General features: G+C 70.4%; 24 protein-coding genes and 3 pseudogenes. 20 read left to right on the top strand and 7 right to left on the bottom strand.

The annotated features are described in order from the left end of the window. Positions 1-687 precede the first annotated feature (687 nt). The 3 genes and pseudogenes from JN350_RS18875 to JN350_RS02645 form a co-directional block, all read right to left on the bottom strand. On the bottom strand, positions 688-1,092 hold the full coding sequence (locus JN350_RS18875; protein ID WP_240347493.1) for an alpha/beta fold hydrolase: 405 nt from the start codon (positions 1,090-1,092) through the stop codon (positions 688-690). A gap of 38 nt (positions 1,093-1,130) precedes the next feature. Continuing rightward, a pseudogene (locus tag JN350_RS20500) lies at positions 1,131-1,394 on the bottom strand (alpha/beta fold hydrolase); the annotation flags it as partial. A gap of 186 nt (positions 1,395-1,580) precedes the next feature. Further along, complete coding sequence (locus JN350_RS02645; protein WP_205463461.1) at positions 1,581-2,135, bottom strand: CGNR zinc finger domain-containing protein; 555 nt, start codon at positions 2,133-2,135, stop codon at positions 1,581-1,583. Positions 2,136-2,246: 111 nt separating this feature from the next. On the opposite strand from JN350_RS02645, the gene JN350_RS02640 reads away from it, so the two are divergent. From JN350_RS02640 to JN350_RS18865, 6 genes and pseudogenes are all read left to right on the top strand, one after another. Next, complete coding sequence (locus JN350_RS02640) at positions 2,247-3,083, top strand: alpha/beta fold hydrolase (RefSeq protein WP_461963537.1); 837 nt, start codon at positions 2,247-2,249, stop codon at positions 3,081-3,083. 70 nt (positions 3,084-3,153) lie between these two features. Further along, a complete protein-coding gene (locus JN350_RS02635; protein ID WP_205463459.1) occupies positions 3,154-3,768 on the top strand; it encodes a TetR/AcrR family transcriptional regulator in 615 nt (204 codons plus the stop codon). After that, positions 3,765-4,127, top strand: a complete 363-nt coding sequence (locus JN350_RS02630; RefSeq protein WP_205463458.1) for a DMT family transporter — start codon at positions 3,765-3,767, stop codon at positions 4,125-4,127. Before JN350_RS02635 ends, JN350_RS02630 begins: the two co-directional genes overlap by 4 nt. Before the next feature lie 2 nt (positions 4,128-4,129). Beyond that, positions 4,130-4,324, top strand: a pseudogene (locus tag JN350_RS02625) (SMR family transporter); the annotation flags it as partial. A gap of 42 nt (positions 4,325-4,366) precedes the next feature. Next, positions 4,367-4,927, top strand: coding sequence for an MOSC domain-containing protein (locus JN350_RS02620; protein ID WP_205463456.1), 561 nt, complete (start codon positions 4,367-4,369; stop codon positions 4,925-4,927). A gap of 87 nt (positions 4,928-5,014) precedes the next feature. Beyond that, entirely contained in the window at positions 5,015-5,206 is a 192-nt protein-coding gene (locus tag JN350_RS18865) for a hypothetical protein (RefSeq protein WP_240347491.1), read from the top strand. Here JN350_RS18865 and JN350_RS20495 read toward each other — a convergent pair. Next, positions 5,186-5,365, bottom strand: a pseudogene (locus JN350_RS20495) (hypothetical protein); the annotation flags it as partial. The gene JN350_RS18865 and the pseudogene JN350_RS20495 overlap by 21 nt on opposite strands. Positions 5,366-5,562: 197 nt before the next feature. On the opposite strand from JN350_RS20495, the gene JN350_RS18860 reads away from it, so the two are divergent. The 4 genes from JN350_RS18860 to JN350_RS02600 all read left to right on the top strand — a co-directional run bounded on the left by JN350_RS18860 (position 5,563) and on the right by JN350_RS02600 (position 8,117). Further along, positions 5,563-5,745: a hypothetical protein gene (locus JN350_RS18860; RefSeq protein ID WP_240347490.1), complete on the top strand. Its 183-nt coding sequence runs from the start codon at positions 5,563-5,565 to the stop codon at positions 5,743-5,745. A 2-nt stretch (positions 5,746-5,747) separates the two neighbouring features. Beyond that, a complete protein-coding gene (locus JN350_RS02610) occupies positions 5,748-6,227 on the top strand; it encodes a hypothetical protein (protein WP_240347489.1) in 480 nt (159 codons plus the stop codon). 154 nt (positions 6,228-6,381) lie between these two features. After that, positions 6,382-7,266 carry a S26 family signal peptidase gene (locus tag JN350_RS02605; protein WP_205463455.1) on the top strand — a complete coding sequence of 295 codons (885 nt, stop codon included), beginning with the start codon at positions 6,382-6,384 and terminating at the stop codon, positions 7,264-7,266. Continuing rightward, positions 7,263-8,117 (top strand): LamG domain-containing protein, encoded by an 855-nt coding sequence (locus JN350_RS02600; protein ID WP_205463454.1) that lies wholly within the window; start codon positions 7,263-7,265, stop codon positions 8,115-8,117. Before JN350_RS02605 ends, JN350_RS02600 begins: the two co-directional genes overlap by 4 nt. A gap of 99 nt (positions 8,118-8,216) precedes the next feature. Here JN350_RS02600 and JN350_RS02595 read toward each other — a convergent pair whose 3' ends face one another. Then, positions 8,217-9,128 carry a LysR family transcriptional regulator gene (locus tag JN350_RS02595; protein ID WP_205463453.1) on the bottom strand — a complete coding sequence of 304 codons (912 nt, stop codon included), beginning with the start codon at positions 9,126-9,128 and terminating at the stop codon, positions 8,217-8,219. Positions 9,129-9,233: 105 nt separating this feature from the next. Between JN350_RS02595 and JN350_RS02590 the strand changes: the two genes are divergently transcribed. The 6 genes from JN350_RS02590 to JN350_RS02565 all read left to right on the top strand — a co-directional run bounded on the left by JN350_RS02590 (position 9,234) and on the right by JN350_RS02565 (position 13,299). Continuing rightward, positions 9,234-10,019: an inositol monophosphatase family protein gene (locus JN350_RS02590; RefSeq protein WP_205463452.1), complete on the top strand. Its 786-nt coding sequence runs from the start codon at positions 9,234-9,236 to the stop codon at positions 10,017-10,019. 57 nt (positions 10,020-10,076) lie between these two features. Further along, on the top strand, positions 10,077-10,733 hold the full coding sequence (locus JN350_RS02585; protein WP_205463451.1) for an NADPH-dependent F420 reductase: 657 nt from the start codon (positions 10,077-10,079) through the stop codon (positions 10,731-10,733). A gap of 174 nt (positions 10,734-10,907) precedes the next feature. Next, positions 10,908-11,477: a manganese efflux pump MntP gene (locus JN350_RS02580; RefSeq protein WP_205463450.1), complete on the top strand. Its 570-nt coding sequence runs from the start codon at positions 10,908-10,910 to the stop codon at positions 11,475-11,477. Between the two features lie 52 nt (positions 11,478-11,529). Continuing rightward, positions 11,530-12,252, top strand: coding sequence for an SDR family NAD(P)-dependent oxidoreductase (locus JN350_RS02575; protein WP_205463449.1), 723 nt, complete (start codon positions 11,530-11,532; stop codon positions 12,250-12,252). Positions 12,253-12,269: 17 nt separating this feature from the next. Next, positions 12,270-12,920 carry a dihydrofolate reductase family protein gene (locus tag JN350_RS02570; protein WP_205463448.1) on the top strand — a complete coding sequence of 217 codons (651 nt, stop codon included), beginning with the start codon at positions 12,270-12,272 and terminating at the stop codon, positions 12,918-12,920. A gap of 121 nt (positions 12,921-13,041) precedes the next feature. Further along, positions 13,042-13,299, top strand: a complete 258-nt coding sequence (locus tag JN350_RS02565) for a hypothetical protein (RefSeq protein WP_205463447.1) — start codon at positions 13,042-13,044, stop codon at positions 13,297-13,299. Here JN350_RS02565 and JN350_RS02560 read toward each other — a convergent pair whose 3' ends face one another. Next, the gene (locus tag JN350_RS02560; protein ID WP_205463446.1) at positions 13,300-13,881 is read right to left on the bottom strand and encodes a MarR family winged helix-turn-helix transcriptional regulator; all 582 of its coding nucleotides are present in this window, start codon (positions 13,879-13,881) and stop codon (positions 13,300-13,302) included. A 35-nt stretch (positions 13,882-13,916) separates the two neighbouring features. Here JN350_RS02560 and JN350_RS02555 point away from each other — a divergent pair, with 35 nt between their 5' ends. Next, positions 13,917-15,143, top strand: coding sequence for an FAD-dependent monooxygenase (locus tag JN350_RS02555; RefSeq protein WP_205463445.1), 1,227 nt, complete (start codon positions 13,917-13,919; stop codon positions 15,141-15,143). Between the two features lie 8 nt (positions 15,144-15,151). Here the strand turns inward: JN350_RS02555 and JN350_RS02550 are convergent, their stop codons facing one another. Next, positions 15,152-15,943, bottom strand: a complete 792-nt coding sequence (locus tag JN350_RS02550; protein WP_205463444.1) for an SDR family NAD(P)-dependent oxidoreductase — start codon at positions 15,941-15,943, stop codon at positions 15,152-15,154. Between the two features lie 107 nt (positions 15,944-16,050). Between JN350_RS02550 and JN350_RS02545 the strand changes: the two genes are divergently transcribed. From JN350_RS02545 to JN350_RS02535, 3 genes are all read left to right on the top strand, one after another. Then, positions 16,051-16,551 (top strand): MarR family winged helix-turn-helix transcriptional regulator, encoded by a 501-nt coding sequence (locus JN350_RS02545; protein WP_205463443.1) that lies wholly within the window; start codon positions 16,051-16,053, stop codon positions 16,549-16,551. A 112-nt stretch (positions 16,552-16,663) separates the two neighbouring features. Continuing rightward, positions 16,664-17,683 (top strand): LacI family DNA-binding transcriptional regulator, encoded by a 1,020-nt coding sequence (locus JN350_RS02540; protein ID WP_181437367.1) that lies wholly within the window; start codon positions 16,664-16,666, stop codon positions 17,681-17,683. A gap of 169 nt (positions 17,684-17,852) precedes the next feature. Then, on the top strand, positions 17,853-19,055 hold the full coding sequence (locus JN350_RS02535; protein WP_240347488.1) for an ABC transporter substrate-binding protein: 1,203 nt from the start codon (positions 17,853-17,855) through the stop codon (positions 19,053-19,055). The last annotated feature ends 6 nt before the right edge of the window (positions 19,056-19,061 follow it).

Raw genomic sequence — 19,061 nt, 5'->3', positions numbered from 1 at the left:
GCGTCTCGATGACCGATCGCTCTGCGGTCAAGGATGGGGCCGAGAACGTCGATAGCAGACCGCAGCGCTCGCGAGCCTGGCGACGACGCAGACGGCGTGACACCGCATCTCTCGTATGGTTCGATTCCGCTGCCGCCGGCTGACGCATACGCTCGCATCATGACCGATCGTGATGACTCATCGCGCCCTACGGCGAAGACGTGGACCACGTCCTACCGCATCCCTATCGCGGTCATTTCCGGCCTTCTAGCTGTGCTGTGCTTCTAGGGTCTGTTCGCCGGCGGTGCCGGGGAAAAGTGGGTCGGCGGGATCGGTCTGGTCGTCCTGATCGCACGGGTTTTCGTCTTCCAGGCGCTCTACCGCCGCGGGTACTGACCGCAGGTTTCTGCCATCCTCGACCCGTCTCTATAGCCGATCGGCTGCTGGGCATCGGCGCCCCGGTAGGATCCCGTCGTGAGATCGATGAAGCCCTGGCCTCGCGCGTTCGCCTGGTTGGCCCTAGTCGCGGCTGCGCTGATGCTTGCGTTAGGGCTTCTGAATTTGGTCCTGAACACCAGGATGGTCGGTTCGTGGCTGCCCCTGGTCGTTCTCATGCCCTGGTCCCTGTACCTCGGCACCTGGAGTCTCCGTAACCAGGACAAGCGCTGACCTGGCAGACGACAACGCAGTTGTCCGGTAGGCCATGGCCTACCGGTCGATGCGTGCGAGCCAGTCGCGGACCAGGGCGGCCGTGACTTCGGGTTGCTCGAGGTGCACGTTGTGTCCAGCGGCGTCGAGGACGACGAAGCTCCCTCGCGGGTAGTGGTCTCGGAGTGCGAGCCCGTCCTCGTACCCGACGACGTCGTCCTGCCGACCGAACACATGCAGCGCCGGCGCGATGAACGGCTCCCGATGGCGTTCCTCCGGGACGGCCTCCAGCGCGTAGTCAGTGGCGATGCGGTCCATCACCGCCGTGTCGGAGCCGCGGAGCCCGGGCAGTACGTACCGCTCGAACGCCGCGAACGCGGCCGCGTCCTGGATGACGCTGACCTCCTCGAACGCTTCTCGAGCGTCACCGGCATCTTCGAGGACGGACGGGTCGGTGTGCAGCACCGTGCGAGGGGGACGGCACGGTCTGCGTGCACCGGATGTACGACACCTGCCAGGGTCGCGACGCCGAGCACGTGGTCTCGGCGTTCGTGCGCGACGTGTCGGGCGATCATGCCGCCGAACGAGTTCCCGATGACGGCGAAGGGCTCGTCGCCGAGGTGGTGGTCGATCTCGGCGAGTACCTCGTCGGCCACGTCGACCGCGCTCTTCGCGGTCGCGGTCCCCGCGGCGGCTTCGGCCCATGGCAGGTCGAGGAACACCATCCGCCAGGGCAGGTCCTGCACCGCGTCCGCCAGTGGCAGCATGATGCGGTGGTCCACACCGAACCCGTGGAGGGCGACGAGCGGACGACCAGAACCGAGAACGCGCGTGATCACCCGGTGAGCCTATGAGTCGCCCATCTCGACAGCCGGTCGTTCTCCGGGCACTTCGCTGCCGATTGCGAGCCGTACTTCACTCGCCATGGTCGCACTGCACAGCGATCGCGGATCTCAGCCCCGAGCCCGCCCCGCGTACGCCCGCGCCTTCATCCGGTTCCCGCAGGTCGCCATGGAACACCACTTCGCGGTCCCGGGCCGGCTGTGGTCGACGAGGAACAGGTTGCACGCATCGTTCGCGCAGGCGCGGAGCCGCCCGGGTAGGCGAGCGCTGACGTCCGACCAGGCGAGCACGACCTGTACCGGCAACCGGTGGTCCGGGTCGTCGGTCCGGAGCTCCCAGGCGACGCCGTCGCGGGAGACGTGCGGGGTCCGCACGGTTCCGTCGACGATGCGCGTGAGCTCGTCGACGGAACCGTGCGGGGTCCGCACGGTTCCGTCGACGATGCGCGTGAGCTCGTCGACGGCCGCGGCCGTGTCGCCACGGACGACGGACTGAACGGCATCACGTGCACGACGGAGCTGTTCGCGTTCCGTAGCGGTGCCGGTCCCACCCCAGGCCCGTGCCAGCGCCGCTGCGCCCGTCCCCTCCAGGGAGTCGGTCTGGCGTCCGTCGACCACGGGTGCGCTGTTCAGCACCTCGAGCAGCAGTGCTTCGTCGTGGTCCACCGGTCCATGCCTTCCCGTGCACCGTCCGGTGCGCAGTGGCCATGCTACCGTCGTGGTAACCAGTAAAACAATCCAAAGGGGTTAGTCATGGTCGCTGTTCATCACCGCACCGTGTCCGTCGACGGACTCGACGTCTTCTGGCGCGAGGCCGGGCCGTCGGATGCACCCGTCCTCCTGCTGCTGCACGGGTACCCGTCGAGTTCGCACATGTTCCGGCACCTGATCCCGGCGATGGCTGATCGGTACCGCGTCATCGCGCCGGACCACATCGGTTTCGGGCGCTCCTCGGCACCGTCCGTCGACGACTTCGACTACTCGTTCGCGGCCCTCGCCGAGACGACCCGGCGGTTCCTCGAGACGATCGGAATCGACCGGTACACGGTCTACGTGCAGGACTACGGCGCTCCCGTCGGATGGCGCCTCGCTCTCGCCGACCCCGACGCGGTCACGGGGGTCATCTCGCAGAACGGTAACGCCTACGAGGACGGCTTCGTCCCCGACTTCTGGGATCCGATCTGGGCCGACGCCGCCCAGCGCACCGACGCGACGCGCGACGCGCTCCGTCCGGCCCTCGGGCGAGCGGCAGTCGAATGGCAGTACACCCACGGGGTTCCGGATCCGACGACGGTCGACCCGGACGCCTGGGAGCACGACCTCGCCCTGCTCGCGCGACCGGGGCAGGACGACGTGCAGCTGGCGTTGTTCCGCGACTACGCGACGAACCGCGCGCTCTACCCCGACGTACACGCCTGGCTGCGTGAGTCCAGGGTTCCCGTGCTCGCGATCTGGGGCAGGAACGACGAGATCTTCGCCGCAGCGGGTGCCCGGGCGTTCCGACAGGACGTGCCCACTGCGCGGATCGACCTGCTCGACGGCGGACACTTCCTGCTCGAGTCGGACCTCGATCGCGTCGTGACCACGATCCGGCAGTGGCTCGCCGACGAATGACCGGGCGCCGAGCCTGACGATCCACCGTCAGACTTGGCCACATGGCCAAGTGCGGCGGTACGGTCGCACCATGACCCTCCAGCAAGAGCACCGCAGCGTCGAGGAACGGCGCGAGCAGCTCGTCGACGCCGCGATCGCCGTCCTGCGCGACGGCGGCATCGGCGCCGTGACCACCCGCGCGGTCACCGCCCGCGCCGGCCTGCCGCACGGCGCCTTCCACTACTGCTTCGCATCGAAGGCGCCGCTCTTCCGCGCCGTGCTCGAACGCCAGCTGCGCACGGCAATGGCGGTCGCGTTCGCACCACCGGTCACGCGGCTCGACCTGGAGGCCCGGATCGCCTCCGGCCTGTCGGCCCACCTCGCGCAGACGCGCGACGATCCAGCGACCGCGCTCGCCGTCGTCGAGCTGGTCACCCACTCACGACGCGACCCCGACCTGCAGGACCTGGCCGCGTGGGAGCAGTGCGCGTACCTCGATGCCGTCCGCGAGCAGGTCGACGAGTGGACCGCCGAGGACGGCATCCGCTGGGCAGTGCCGGTCGAGCACGTCGTCCGGCTGCTCATCGCGACCGCCGACGGCATCAGCTCGACGTGGCTCGCCGACCGGGACGACACAGCCGCACAGGCCACCGTCCGGGTCGCGGCACGGGCGATCGCGGCCCTGGCGGACGGGAGCGACGCATGAAGTGGCTGTTCCTCGGGACCGCGATCGCCGCCGAGGTCACGGCGGCGCTCTCCATGCAGGCTGCCGTCGACCAGCCCGGGTGGTACGCACTCGTCGTCGTGGGCTACGTCGCCGCGTTCGCGATGCTGATCCTGGTCCTCCGCGCTGGCATGGCGGTGGGGGTCGCCTACGGCATCTGGGGAGCCTCCGGCGTCGCCCTGACCGCGGTGCTCGCGGCCGTGCTGTTCGGGCAGGCACTCACGCTCACCATGGTCGTCGGCATCGTGCTCATCGCTGCCGGGGTGCTGCTGGTCGAGATCGGTTCGCAGCGAGCGCTCGCCGCACGGACGCGCCAGACGCCAGAGCGCGAGGCGTTCTGATGGCCTGGCTCCTGCTCGCCGTCGCCCTGACGCTCGGCCTGCCGATCGGTGTCGCCTACGGGATCTGGGCCGCGACCGGTGTCGCACTGACGGCGATCCTGGGCCGGGTGCTCTTCCGCGAACCCTTGACGGCGCTCATGCTCGGCGGGATCGCACTGATCATCGCCGGGGTCTTCTTCGTCGAGCTCGGACACTGACCGGGGGCTGCGTCGAAACCGAACCTGCGCCAGAATCGCACCATGACCGACAACCGTGACGACCAGCCGCGTGTGATCGCCGTGAGTCGGGACAGCACTCATCGGTTCAGCAAGCCCGTCGTCGACGAGGTGACCCTGGTCGAGGGCTGGGGCATCGAGGGCGACGCCCACGCCGGGACGACCGTCCAGCACCGGTCTCGTGTCGCGCGGGATCCCTCGCAGCCGAACCTGCGGCAGGTCCACCTGCTCCACGCCGAGGTGTTCGACGAGGTCGCTCAGGCCGGGTACCACCTCGAGCCGGGCCAGATGGGCGAGAACGTCACGACCCGCGGTGTCGATCTGCTCGGCCTGCCGACCGGGACGGTACTGCACCTCGGCAACGAGGCGTGCGTCCGGGTGACGGGCCTGCGGAACCCGTGCCAGCAGATCAACGGGTTCGAACCGGGTCTGTTGCGCGAGGTGCTCGGGCGGGACGAGGACGGTGCGGTGGTGCGGAAGGGCGGCGTGATGAGCGTCGTCGTGACCGGCGGTGTCGTCCGGACGGGTGACCGCATCCGCGTCGAGCTCCCCGCCGGCGAGCAGCAGGCGCTGCAGCCGGTCTGACGAGCACCCGAGCGCCCAGGCTCGGCCCCTACTCCCCGCCGCCGCGGCCTGCTGGTACAGACTCGTCGCCAGGTCGTTGAGCACCTCGTGCAGCTCGCCGCCGTGCGCGCCGTCGACCGCCCGGAGCATGGCGGCGTAGCGCTGCCGGTAGTCCGCGACGACATCGTCGCCGGCTGGCAGCAGCCGCAGCAACGACCCACGCCGGTCGTTCGGGTTCGGCGCGCGCTCGAGCAGTCCGGCGGTGCTCATCCGGTCGATCATGTTCGTCACCGCGCCTGAGGTCAGGCCGAGGTACCCGGCGACCTCCGTCGGCGTGGAGTAGCCGGTGTCGCTGATGAGCACGAGTGCTCGGAGGGCGTTCTCGTGCACCCCGGCCCGTGCACTGAGCTGGTTCACCAGGCTCGCGTTCGCGCGCACGACGGCGGTGAACGCGGCCATGAGGTCGGCGGCGTCGTCGGGTGCGGCGGGGGTCACGGGGGAATCCTTGCATGTCGGGAACCCGGGGGACAGGAGCGTCCCCCGCACTGGGGTAGTTGTGCGAGTGGCTAACTTGGTCAAGCAATGACTATCTTAATGATTGAAGCAAATCAGCCCGAATGACTTGCTTCCTCCAACCACTACGAACCACCGAACCGATGAGGTACACCGTGTCCACCAAGCTCCGCACCTCCGCGCTGAAGCGGATCCGTTTCGCCCCCGTGGCGCTCCTCGCCGGCATCTTCGCCGCCGTGCTCCTCTCCTCTCGCTCACCGGCACCCTGTCCGGGTTCGCGGCGAGCATCACGAACAGCAGCAACACCGCCGGCAGCGGCACGCTGATCATGCAGGAGCAGAACGCCGGCGCGACCGTCACCTGCCTCAGCACCGACGGCGGCTCGCTCTCGACGAACTCCGCGACCTGCTCGACGATCAACAAGTTCGGTGGCAGCACGACGATGACGCCGGGCAACACGGTGAACACCGCGATCTCGATCAAGAACACCGGAACCGCGGCCGCCAGCACCTTCACGCTGAACCCGGGCGCCACCTGCACCCAGTCGGCGAACGGCTCGGCCAACGGCACCGCGACCGACCTCTGCGCCAAGATGAACCTCGTCATCACCTCGGGTTCGACCACGGTCTTCAGCGGCACCCTCGCCAGCTTCAAGGGCGCGGCGGCCTCGGCCTTCACGATGCCGGCCGCTCCGGCAGCCGGTGCGAGCGTCCCGTTCAACTTCGCGGTGACCCTCGACTCCTCGGCGGGCAACACCTACCAGGGCCTCGCGGCCTCGGTCCCCATGACCTGGACGTTCACGGCCTGATCCCGCCCCGGGTCGGTGCCCCCAGCCGCCCCGTGACGAGCCCGTGACCCCAGACCGGCGACGCTCGACCGACCCCCTCCGGCCGAGCGTCGCCACCCCGTTCCACCAAGCGCAGCGAGCGCTGAGCCGAACCCCCGAGCCGCAGGAGCAGCACATGAGCCAGACCGCAGCGATCCCGCTCAGCGGCACGCTCGACCGTCCGGTCCTCCGGGGCCGCGCGGTCACCCGCTCCGAGACCGCCCTCGCCTGGCTGCTGGCGCTGGTGGCCGCCGTGTTGCTCACCGCCGCCGTCCTGTTCCTGTCCGCCGGCGGCCGCTGGTTCGTCGTCGAGACGCCCTCGATGGGTGAAGCAGCCCCGGTCGGCACCCTCGTGCTCGACCTGCCGGTCGACGTCAGCACCCTGCACGTCGGCGACGTCGTCTCGTTCGAGACCTCCGCGAACCCCGACGTCGTCTACACGCACCGCATCATCGCGATCGACGCCGACGGCGGCCTGCACACCCGCGGCGACGTGAACGGCGCGGTCGACCCGTGGACGCTGTCGCAGGCCGACGTGATCGGCACCCCGGCGCTCCTGGTCCCGCACCTCGGCTGGTTGTTCCGCGCCGCGCCGATCCTGCTCATCGGCACGTTGCTGATCCTCACCCTGACCAGTGCCTTCACCGACCGGGTGACCCGCACCTGCCTCCGGATCGCCGGCTCCGCCCTGACGGTCTCCTATGCGGCGTTCGTCCTGAAGCCCTTCGTCAACGTGACGACCATCACGAACACCTCGAGCCCGACGGGCGTCGAGGCCACCGTCATCTCGTCGGGCATCTTCCCGGTGCGCATCGACGCCCACGGCGGCAACACCGTGCACCTGGTCGACGGTGAGGTCGGCCGCGTGGTCATCCACGAACTCACGAAGAACGGGCACTACCAGCTGACCTCGAACATCGACCTCGACCCGCTCGGGTGGGTGGCGCTGATCGCCGTGTGCCTGGTGCCGCTCGTCGCCTGCCTGGCCGTCGGTCGCGTCGAGGCGGTGCGCGCATCGTGATCCTCCGTCGCCTGCGTGACGGCCGTGTCGTCGCCCTCCTGCTCGTGGTCGCCCTGGCCGTCGTCGTCCTGCTGAACCAGTTCGCCCCGACGCGCTCCGCCTACAGCGCCACCGTGCGGAACGACACGAACACCGCCGCGACCGCGCCGTACTTCACCTGCACCGGTGCCGTCACCGCCGATGCCGCCAACGCGCTCTTCGCCTACCGGCTCACCGAGTCGACGAACGCGAAGACCGCGACCGACTCGTCGGGCCGCGGTGCGAACGGCACGTACCAGGGCTCGATGACCACGGCCACGACGACCCCGATCGCCTGCCCGCGGGACAGCGGCAGCGCCTACGTCCTGAACGGTTCGACGAGCTACGTCTCGACCCCGACCTCGTACGCCAACCCGACGACCTTCAGCGAAGAGGTCTGGTTCAAGACGACGGTCGCCGGCGGTCAGCTCATCGGCTTCGGCAGCAGCCAGACCGGTGGCTCCGGGCAGCACGACCGCAAGCTCTACCTCAACACGAGCGGACAGCTCGTCTTCGGGACCTACAACGGCACGACCCAGGTCGTCACCTCGCCGAAGGTGTACACCGACGGCACGTGGCACCACGTCGTGACCACGATGTCGCCGACGAACGGCATGCGTCTGTACGTCGACGGCACGCTGGTCGCGTCGAACGCGACGTACAAGACGCCGGAGAACTACACCGGCTGGTTCCGGATCGGCTACGACACCATCGGCGGATGGCCGGGTTCGCCCGCCAACGCCTACTTCACCGGGTCCATGCGGTACGCGGCCGTCTACGGGACGGAACTGTCCGCGAGCCAGGTCGCCGCGCACGCAGCAGCCGGTCGCTGACGCGCCGCAGGGCGGACGGGAGGCCCGAGGCGGGCCCGCCACGGGCCTCCCGTCCGATCCGGCTGACGTCGAAGACGTGAGCCGGGTCGCCGAAGCCGGTCAGGGTTCCAGCGTGCCGACGAGCGCCTGCTCGACGAGGCCGCGCAGCCACCGGTGCCCCTGGTCGGACGTGGAGCGCTGGTGCCAGGTCAGGACGACCGAAACCGCCGGCAGCTCGACGGGCGGCGTGAAGACCACGGTGTCGTCCGCGCGGACGGCACGTGACGCCACCGACGCCGGGATGACGACGACCGCGTCCGTCGCGCGCACGATCTCGACGGCGGCGCTCGTGGACGCGACCGACGCGACCACCGACCGTGACCGCCCGGTCACGGCGAGCATCTCGTCGATCCGGTCGCCGAACCGGCCGCGGCGGGAGACGACGACGTGCGGCACACCTGCCCACGCAGCCAGGTCGACGTCGGCGGTGGCCGAGGCCAGGAGCGGGTGCCCGCGGCGTGCCAGCCCGACCAGGGGATCGGTCGCGATGTGCCGGTGGTCGATCTCGGCGGTCGCGGGCTCGGCGGAACCGATCTCCAGGTCCACGACGCCCCGCCGCAGGTCCGTGGTGTCGTCGTCCGGTTCGCCGAGGAACCGCAGGCCGACGCCCGGGGCGATCCGGTGCGTGTGCTCGACGAGCCACGGCGCGAGCACGGAGACCAGGGCGTCGTGCGCCCGGATCGTGAAGGTCCGGTGCAGGGCGCCGGCGTCGAAGGTCGTCTCGGGTGCCAGGACCTGACGGCTCCGCAGCACGAGCGACCGGACCTCCTCGCGCATCGCGAGGGCGCGTGGTGTGGGGCGCATGACCCGGCCGCTGCGGACCAGGACCTCGTCTCCGACGGCGAGCCGGATGCGGCCGAGCGCGCGGCTCATGGCGGGTGCCGACAGGTGCAGCCGATCGGCGGCGCCCGTCACGCTCTCCTCTTCGAGCAGGGCGTCGAGCGCGGTGAGCAGGTTCAGATCCAGTTGCACGAGACGCAATCTACCGGTGCACGGAATGTACTGGTGCGCAATGGTCGACGTTCGTAGCGTTGCTCCCGGATCGACGGAACGCGTCGGCCGGGACAGGAGACGACCATGGACGACCACCAGCTGCTCGACGGCGCGACGGAGGCGGTGACCGCGGCCGCGCAGGTGCTCCTCGAGCGGTTCTCGACGGCGAACCGGGTCGACGATGCGCGGTCGCTGCTCGCCGCGATCGACGCGAACGACGCGGCCTCGACGGCGGTGCTCCGACCGGCGCTCGAACGGCTCCGGCCCGACGCGCAGTGGGACGACGACGAAGAGGGCACCGGTGCGCTCGGCCCGGGCGAGTGGTGGGTGACCGACGCTGCCGAGGGCAACGTCAACCTGGTCCACGGATCCGCGAACTGGGGCGTGACGGCGACGCTCGTGCGCGACGACGTCCCCGTCCTGACCGCCGTCGTCCTGCCGGCACTCGGCCAGGTGTTCACGGCCGTCCGCGGGGCCGGTGCGCGGTTGAACGGGACCCCGATCAGCGCCTCGCGGAAGACCGAGCTCGGAGCCGCCCTGGTCGGTACCGGTCAGGCGAAGCCGGGCGAGGCACCGGCGGTCCGTCGCCGGATGAGCGACTCGATCGACCGGATGCTCGACGCAGCGCTGCTCGTGTCGGCCTCGGTCCCCGCGACGGTGCAGCTCGTGCAGGTCGCCACCGGGCACGTCGACGGCTTCTGGCAGTTCGGGCAGGTGCGGTCCGGCCTGGCTGCCGGGGCGCTTCTGGTGCACGAAGCGGGCGGTGCCGTCATCGACACGACCGGTGCTCCCTGGACGCTCGCGAGCGAGGACTGCGTCGCGGCGGCTCCGGACCTCGCTCGCCCGATCGCAGCAGTGCTCACCCGCTGATCCGCTGACCCCCAACCCCTTGACCCACCCATCGCACCTGACCACGAAGGACACCCCATGACCACCACCACCAGCATCACCACCATCGCCGTCCTCGGATCCGGACGTGTCGGGGGCACGCTCGCGCGCGGCCTGGCCGCCGCCGGCCACCCCGTCACCATCGGCGTCCGCGACCCCGAGTCCGCCCGGCCGGACTGGGAAGGCACCGGGATCGACGTCGTCGACGTCGCGACCGCGATCCGGACCGCCGCGGTCGTGGTCAACGCCACACCCGGCGACACGACCCTCGAGCGGATGACGGCACTGCGAGCCGGACTCGCCGGACGGATCCTGCTCGACGTCTCGAACGCGACCACGCGGACCGCCGACGGGTTTCCGGGTGGACTCGCCTACGTCGAGGGCAGCCTCGGCGAGCGGCTCCAGGCAGCCCTGCCGGAGACCCGGGTGGTGAAGAGCCTCAACACGATGCTGTTCTCGGTCATGACCGCACCGGCGGCACTCGACACCCCGCCGACCGCCTTCGTGTCCGGGGACGACGCCGCGGCGAAGGCCACCGTGGGAGACCTGCTGCGGAGCCTGGGCTGGCAGAACGGGTGGATCGTCGACCTCGGTTCCATCGCCACGGCATCGGGCCCGGAGTCGATGGCCCTGATGGTGCCGAGCCTGCTCGGTGCGATCGGATTCGCACCCTTCGCGCTGTCCGTCGCTCGCTGAGGACCGGTGGCTCGACCGGCGGCGACCACGGGGGCCCGGGGCGGGCCCACCAACCCCGGATTCGGCGCGACGAATACCGCTGATCAGGCCTTTTCGTGTTGAGTACCGTGCCAGTATCGACAGGTCCTGAGACGTCGGCGTCTCCGTCCGACCGTCTCGAAAGGCGCCGCCCCCATGTCGTTCTGGGCCCTCTTCCTCATCGCGCTCGGCGTCTCCGCAGACGCCTTCGCCGTCGCCCTCGGCAAGGGCCTGCACATGAAGCGTTTCGACGTGCGGCACGCCCTCGTCATCGCGCTGACGTTCGGTGCGTTCCAGGCGCTCATGCCCCTGCTCGGCTGGTTGCTCGGGTCGGCGTTTGCCCGCTCCATCGCGTCCTTCGACCACTGGATCGCGTTCGGGCTGCTCGCGCTGATCGGCGGCAAGATGCTGTGGGAGGCGTTCTCGAAGCACGAGGACACCGAGCAGGACACCGACAGCCTGCCGATCCGTGAGCTCCTGGTCCTGGCAGTCGCCACGAGCATCGACGCCCTCGCGGTCGGGGTCACGCTGGCGTTCCTGCCGGTGTCGATCGGCGGCGCGGTGCTGCTCATCGGTGTGACGACGGCGGTGCTGTCCTTCGCTGGCGTGATCGTCGGGCGGCGTGTCGGAGCCCGGTTCGGCAAGCCGGCCGAGATCGCCGGCGGTGTCGTGCTCATCCTGATCGGCGTGAACATCGTGCTCGAGCACACGGGCGTCATCGGCTGAGGCCGCGGTGTCGCGCCGCACCTGCCTCCGCCACCCGGCGCATGATGGCCACGTGCCCCGCATCCTCGTCACCGGCTCGACCGACGGCCTCGGGCGGGCGACCGCCGACACCCTGCTCCGCGACGGGCACGACGTCGTCGTGCACGCCCGGAGCACGGCACGTGCGGACGCGGTCGCCGACCTGCTCGACCGCGGTGCCACCCTCGTCGTCGCCGACCTGTCCGACCGCGACGCCGTGATCGCCGCCGCGCGCGACCTCGACGCCGGCGACCCGATCGACGTGGTCGTGCACAACGCCGGCGTGATCTCCGGCCGTGCGCTGATCCCGGTCAACGTCCTCGCGCCGTACCTGTTCACCGCGCTGCTCCACGCGCCGACCCGGCACGTCTACCTGAGCAGTGGGATGCACCGCGGCGGCCGCCCCCGACTGGACGGCGTCGACTGGGACGGCACCGCGGAGACGAACACCTACTCGGACACCAAGCTCTTCGTGACCGCGCTCGCCGCCGAGGTCGCCGAGCGCCGGCCCGGCGTCCTGAGCAACGCCGTCGACCCGGGCTGGGTCCCGACCAAGATGGGCGGCGCGGGGGCATCGGACGACCTCGAGCTCGGGCACCGCACGCAGGAGGCCCTCGTGACCGACCCCGACGCAACCATCAGCGGCGGTTACTGGTTCCACGGAGAGCGGCAGGAGCCGCACCAGGCGGTCGCTGACCCGCAGTTCCGCCGCCAGCTCGTCGACGCCCTGGCAGCGGCGACGGGCATCACCCTCTGAAGCAGGACTGGAGCAGCATGTCGACGGTCAGGGTCCACAACTTCGCGATCTCGCTCGACGGGTACGGCGCCGGAGCCGACCAGTCGGTCGACCGGCCGTTCGGGCACGCCGACGGTCGACTCATGGGGTGGTTCGCCGCCACCGCGACCTTCCGCGCGATGCAGGGGGCGTCCGGCGGGACCACCGATGTCGACGACGATTTCGCCCGCGCCTGGGGACCGGAGATCGGTGTCGAGATCATGGGGCGGAACAAGTTCGGACCCCAGCGCGGACCGTGGCCCGATGACGGCTGGACCGGGTGGTGGGGCGACGAACCGCCGTTCCACACGCCCGTGTTCGTGCTCACGCACCATCCGCGCGAGCCCCTCGAGATGGCGGGCGGGACGACCTTCCACTTCGTCGACGCGACCCCGGCGGAGGCGCTTGCGCTCGCCCGCCAGGTCGCACCGGGCCGGGACGTCCGCATCGGCGGTGGGGTCGAGACCGTCCGCGAGTTCCTGCTGGCCGACCTGGTCGACCACCTGCACGTGGTCGAGGTGCCGATCGTGCTCGGCCGGGGCGAGCGGCTCTGGGACGGACTCGAGGGGATCGAGGAGCGCTTCGCCGTCGAGACGGTCGCGTCGCCGTCGGGGGTCGTGCACCGCACGTTCACGCGGGCGGCGCACTGATCGCACGGGCCGGCGGACGAACCTGAGCCGTCGTGTCGGCCGGGGACTACCGTCGACCGCAGGTGACCCGAGCCCCCGGCTGCCGGCACGATCTCTTCGTCCGATGCCGACCGGGAACGCCATGTCCTCCTCGCAGACCGATCTCCCACACCAGTACGACCCGACGAGCTGGACCGCGCTCGAGGTCGGCCGGTGGGAAGCCCGCTCCGGCCGGTCCCACATCGGGACCGTCGTCTTCACGAACCGGTACGAGGTCCGTGGGTGGTCGGGCGAGGTCTTCGGCGACCACACGAGCCTGGAGAGTGCGAAGGCACAGCTCGAGGCATTGGCGCGGTGGAGCTTCGGTGAGCGACCGTGGTCACCCGACGGAGTCGACTGATCAGTCCATCGCGTCGTCGTAGATCCCGATCAGGCGGTCGAGGAACGTCTGCACCGTCGCGCGTTCGCTGTCGTCCATGCCGGCGACGACGTCCTCGATGCCCTCGATCAACGGGAGCACCAGGTCGTACGCACGGTCGGACGACCGCTCGGCTGCGGTGACCACGAGCTTCCGGCCGTCGCTGGGGTGCCGCTCCCGCGTGACGTGGCCGGCGGACTCGAGTCGGTTGAGCACGAGGGTCATCGCTGCGGTGGAGATCTCCAGTCGCCGCGCGAGCTCGGTCGGGGTGGACTGACCGTGGCTGATGAGGTGGTCCATCGCCTCGAGCCCGGCCGCGTCGACGTCGAGCGCCCGGGCGAGGTGTCGCTCGAACCGCTGCTGGCGGACGCCGACCTGTTGGACCCGAGCGCGGATGTCGTCGTCGGGCAGCGGTCGTCCGTCGCGACGGGCGGCTTCGCGGTCGCGTCGGTCCTCGCGTTCGCGTCGGGCGTCGTGGTCGCGTCGGGCGTCGCGGTCTCGTCGTCCGTCGGTGGGCGCTGTCGGTTCGTCGTGCGGCACGAAGTCGATGGTAGTCGTGTACATTGCCAATCTCATTGGTAATCAAGATTCGAGGCAACATGTCGACCGACCGCAAGCGCGTCCTCATCTCCGGTGCGAGCATCGCCGGGCCCGCCCTGGCCTACTGGCTGCACCGCTACGGCTACCAGACGACGATCATCGAGCGCGCCCCGGAACTCCGGACCGGCGGCCAGAACGTCGACGTGCGGGGCGCCGGGCGTGAGGTCTCGCGGCGGATGGGGATCGAAGACGACATCCGTGCCGCCACGACGGGTGAGGTCGGCACGCGGTTCATCGGCCGCTCCGGTTCGGTCATCGCGGAGTTCCCGGCGGGCACCACGGATTCGGGCGGCGCCACCGCGGAGCTCGAGATCCTGCGCGGTGACCTGGCGCAACTGCTGGTCAGCCGGACCACCGACACCACCGAGTACCGGTTCGGCGACCGCATCACCGGCATCGCGGACAACGACGGCGGCGCCGGCGACGGCGTGACCGTGCAGTTCGCGCACGCCCCTGACGAGCAGTTCGACCTGGTGGTGGCAGCAGACGGCATCGGGTCGAGCACCAGGCGTCTGGTCTTCGGCGACGAGCCCGAGATCCGGTCCCTCGGCCTCGAGACGTCCTACGCGACGATCCCCCGGACCGACGCCGACGACGACTGGTGGCGCTGGTACAACGCACCGGGTGGCCGATCGGTCACGCTGCGCCCGGACCCGCACGGTACGATCCGCGCGACGCTGTCGTTCGTGACCGACCGGACGCGGGAGCGCGCCGGCTCCGAACGACGGACGATCGAGGAACAGCGCCGACGCCTGCGCACCGTGTTCGCGGACGCCGGGTGGGAGGCGGGTCGTGTGCTCGAGGGCATCGACGCCGCCGACGACCTGTACTCCGAGTCGATCGGGCAGGTCCGTGCGCCGCGGTGGTCCGAGGGTCGGGTCGCGCTCGTGGGCGACGCCGCCTACTGCGCCTCACCGGTCAGTGGCATGGGCACGAGTCTGTCGCTCACCGGGGCGTACGTGTTGGCCGGTGAACTCGCCGCCCACGTCGACCACCGCGACGCCTTCCGCGGCTACGAGCGCATCATGCGGCCGTACGTCGCGCAGGCGCAGCAGCTCCCGCCAGGGGTCCCGCGGGTCGCGAACCCGAAGAGCCGACTCGGGATCGCTGCGTTCGGTGCTGCGGTCCGGGTCGCCTCCACCCCGTTCATCGGTCGGCTCGGCGATCGGTTCTTCACGCCTCCGGCGGACGCCATCGACCTGCCGGACTACGCGCACCTGGGCTGACGTGCCACCTACAGGAGCCCGGTCAGGACGCCGCCGTCAGCCCGGATCGCGGCGCCGTTCGTCGCGGCGGACAGCGGGCTCGCGAGGTAGGTGACGAGCGCCGCGATCTCGGCCGGGTCGATGAAGCGCTCGAGCAGGCTTGTCCGGTTCTGACCGATGATCGCGGCCTGCATCGCCTCGACCGGAAGAGCCTGCGCCTCGGCGATCGCCTCGACCGTCGTCGCGACACCGTCGGAGTACGTGGGACCGCCGAGGACGGTGTTGATCGTGACCGAGGTCCCACGTGTCTGCTTCGCGAGTCCGTTCGCGAGCGCGATCACCGCGGCCTTGGCCACGCCGTAGTGCACCATGTCCGCGGGGACGTTCACGCCGGACTCGCTCCCGATGAACACGATGCGACCCCACCCGCGTTCGAGCATCCCGCCGAGCAGGTGCCTCGACAGGCGGACCCCGCTCATCACGTTGACCTCGAAGTACCGGGACCAGTCCTCGTCGGCGATCGACTCGAAGGCGGCGAGGCCGAAGAGTCCGACGTTGTTGACGAGGACGTCGACGTCGTCGAGGGACCCGAGCAGTCGGGTGACGTCGCCCGGGTCTCCGAAGTCGGCCGCGATCCCGGACACCGTGGCTCCCGGCTGGTCACGCCGCAGACGATCGACGGCTGCCTCGACCCGGGCGTCCTCTCGGCCGTTGACGATCACGCGCATGCCCTCGGCCGCGAGTGCGGAGGCGATCGCGTACCCGATGCCCTGCGTCGATCCGCTGATGAACGCCGTTCTGCCTCGGAGCTGCAGGTCCATGGATCCTCCTTCGTCGTCCCGCGTTGCTCGACCCGGTGACTTGCCTGAGCAAGTCAGCGTACGACCATTCACTTGCTCAGGCAAGTCACCGGTCGTACGATGCCGAGATGACCCCGCCCGACGAACCACACGGCCTGTGCGGCGAACGACTCGAGATCTGGGCAGCCGTGGCGACGATGCTCGAACGGCTCCCGGTCGCCCTGGACGCCCAACTCCAACGAGACAGTGGCCTCACGCACTTCGAACTCGGGGTCCTCACCGCCCTCGACGCCGCGCCGGGCAGGACCCTGCGGATGAGCACGCTCGCCGGGTACGCGAGCTCGACGCTCTCGCGGCTGTCCCGCGCGGTGACGCGGCTCGAGGCGAAGGGGTGCGTGCGCCGTGTGGTCGACCCGACGGACGGCCGCTTCACCCTCGCGGTGTTGACGGATGACGGGCACGGCAAGGTCCTCGAGTCGACGCCTGCGCACCATGCCCTGGTCGAGCGCCTGGTGTTCGACACGCTCACCGAGACCCAGACGCGGCAGCTCGGGGTCATCGCGCGGAGCATCGGCGACGCAGTGGACGCAGCTCCGGCGTGGACGCCGCCCGGGGCCCGCCAGCCGTGACCGGACTGACACGTCCGGGCCGCACCACGCTGGTGCGGTAGGTTCCTGCCCAACGCATTCCGGACGCGAGAGAGGGGACGCGGATGGCCCAGGGACACCGCTCGCCCCCACGATGAGCGACGTCGCAGCCGTCGCCGGCGTCTCAAAGAAGACCGTCTCGAACGTCCTGTCGGGCTACGAACACGTCTCCGCCCGCACCCACGACCGGGTGATGGCTGCGGTGGACGAACTCGGGTACGAGCTCAACGTCTCGGCCCGGAACTTCCGCGCCGGCCGGTCGAAGGTCATCGGCCTGGCGGTGCCGGAACTGCGGCAGGCGTACTTCGCCGAGCTCGCCGACGCCGTGATCCGCGCCGCCGGTGCCGTCGGGTACACGGTGCTCATCGAGCAGACCGCGAGCGGTGTTCGCGAGGCGGATGCGATCACCCGGATGCGCGAGCACTCGATCGACGGCATCATCTACAGCCCGCTGACGGTGCGGTCGAGCGATGCTCCGGCGCTCGAGGTGAAGTTCCCCCTCGTGGTGCTCGGCGAGCCGATCCCGGACAGCCCGGTCACGTTCATCACGATGTCGAACGCGGATGCGCTGCACGACGCGACGGCGCACCTGCTCGACGCGGGCCGTCGATCGATCGCGTTCATCGGGTCAGAACCGTCGGGGCCGGTGCGGACGGCCCAGGAGCGCCTGCGCGGGTACCGCGAGGCGCTCGCCGAACACGGCGTCGCGTTCCGGCAGGAGCGGGTCGTGCCGACGGCGCTCTGGCACCGCGCCGAGGGTGCGGCGGCGGCGCGGGCACTGCTCGACTCCGGTGTCGAGGTCGACGGGATCGTCTGCTGCAACGACGCCCTGGCGCTCGGGGCGATGAGTGCGTTGCAGCTCGCGGGTCGCACGGTGCCGGACGACGTCGCGGTCGTCGGCTTCGACGACATCGAGGAGTCGGCGTACGCGACGCCCGCGCTGACCACGGTGTCGGCCGACCTGGACCGGGTCGCGGCGACGGCGGTCGGGGTGCTCGTCGAGCAGCTCGAGCAGGACGCGGCCGTCGGCCCGGGTGTGCTGCGCTCGCCGCATGCACTGGTCGTGCGGGCGTCGTCGGCGCCCGTCGCCGTGGAACGCACGGTCTCCGTCTGAGGTCTTGACCTGCCCGACGAGCACGGACTACTGTCCAGATTTACACCGGTGTAAATCCGGCATGGACGAGGTCCCGCACACCGAAGTGCGGGACGGATGGCAGGTTTTCGATGAAGAAGCACATCGCGGTCGTCGCGCTCGCAACAGCGGCGGCGATCTCCCTGGCCGGGTGCGCCGGCTCCCCGGATCGTCCGCGAACGCCCACGTCGACCTGACGCTCTGGCACGGGTACACCGAGGCCGACGGCAAGGTCCTGGACGGCATCGTCGAGGACTTCAACGAGTCCCAGGACAAGGTCACGATCACGACCCAGACGAAGACGTGGGCGGTCATCGACGACACGATGCTCCCCGCGCTGACGGCGAAGAAGGGCCCGGACATCGTCGCGATGACCTCGGATCGACTGCCCGTCTACGCCGAGAAGAAGGCGCTCGTCGACCTGAGCGACTTCTACGACGATGACACCAGCAACACCGGCGAGCTCAAGGAGCAGGCCGTCGCGATGGAGCGGGTCGACGGCAAGGAGTACGGCGTCCCGAGCGGCTTCGTCCCCCTGTCGGTGATCTACAACAAGAAGCTCTTCGCCGAGGCCGGCATCGACGCGTTCCCGACGACGTGGGACGAGTGGGTCGCCGACGCGAAGAAGCTGACGAAGGACGAGAACGGCGACGGCACCCCGGAGCAGTACGGGCTCGTGCTGCCGGACCACCAGACGGTCGGCAACGGCATCTGGCCGAGCCTGTTCGCCGGCAACGGCGGCTCGATCACGAACGACGCCGGGACCAAGTCGACCATCGACTCCGCTGCGAACGTCGAGACGCTCGAGTACTGGGCGAAGGCGATCCGGCAGGACAAGATCTCGCCGACCGGTGTCGACGGCATCGCGGCCGACAAGCTCTTCACCGCCGGCAAGACCGCCATGGAGATCGGCGGCCCGTGGATGGCCGGCGTCGCGAAGGCGTCCGACATCGACTACGGGATCGCCGCGATCCCGGCCGGGCCGAAGGCGCAGGTGGCCTCCGCCATCGGCATCTCGCTCGGCGTGACCGCACAGACCGACGACCCGAAGCAGGCCGCTGCCGAGGACTTCCTGCGGTACTTCAACGAGAAGAACGTCGCGACCAAGTGGGCGCTCGGGTCGGGTTGGCCGTCCCTGCGCACCGACGTGACCGCCGCCGACGTCGACGCGAACCCCACCGTCGCGGCGCTGACCGGTCTGCCCGGCACGACGATCCCGCTCCTGCCGGGGGTCGTGAACAGCGGCGACGTGCTCACCACCCTCGACACCGCGACGCAGAAGTCGATCGCGGGCGGCGACCCGGAGTCGCTCCTCGGCACTGCCGACACCGACGTGCAGTCAGCCCTGAGGTAGAGGACC

Source organism: Curtobacterium sp. 24E2 (assembly GCF_016925595.1).
In the GTDB taxonomy this organism is placed as follows: Bacteria; Actinomycetota; Actinomycetes; order Actinomycetales; family Microbacteriaceae; genus Curtobacterium.
This window is presented reverse-complemented; position numbering and strand designations above follow the sequence as displayed.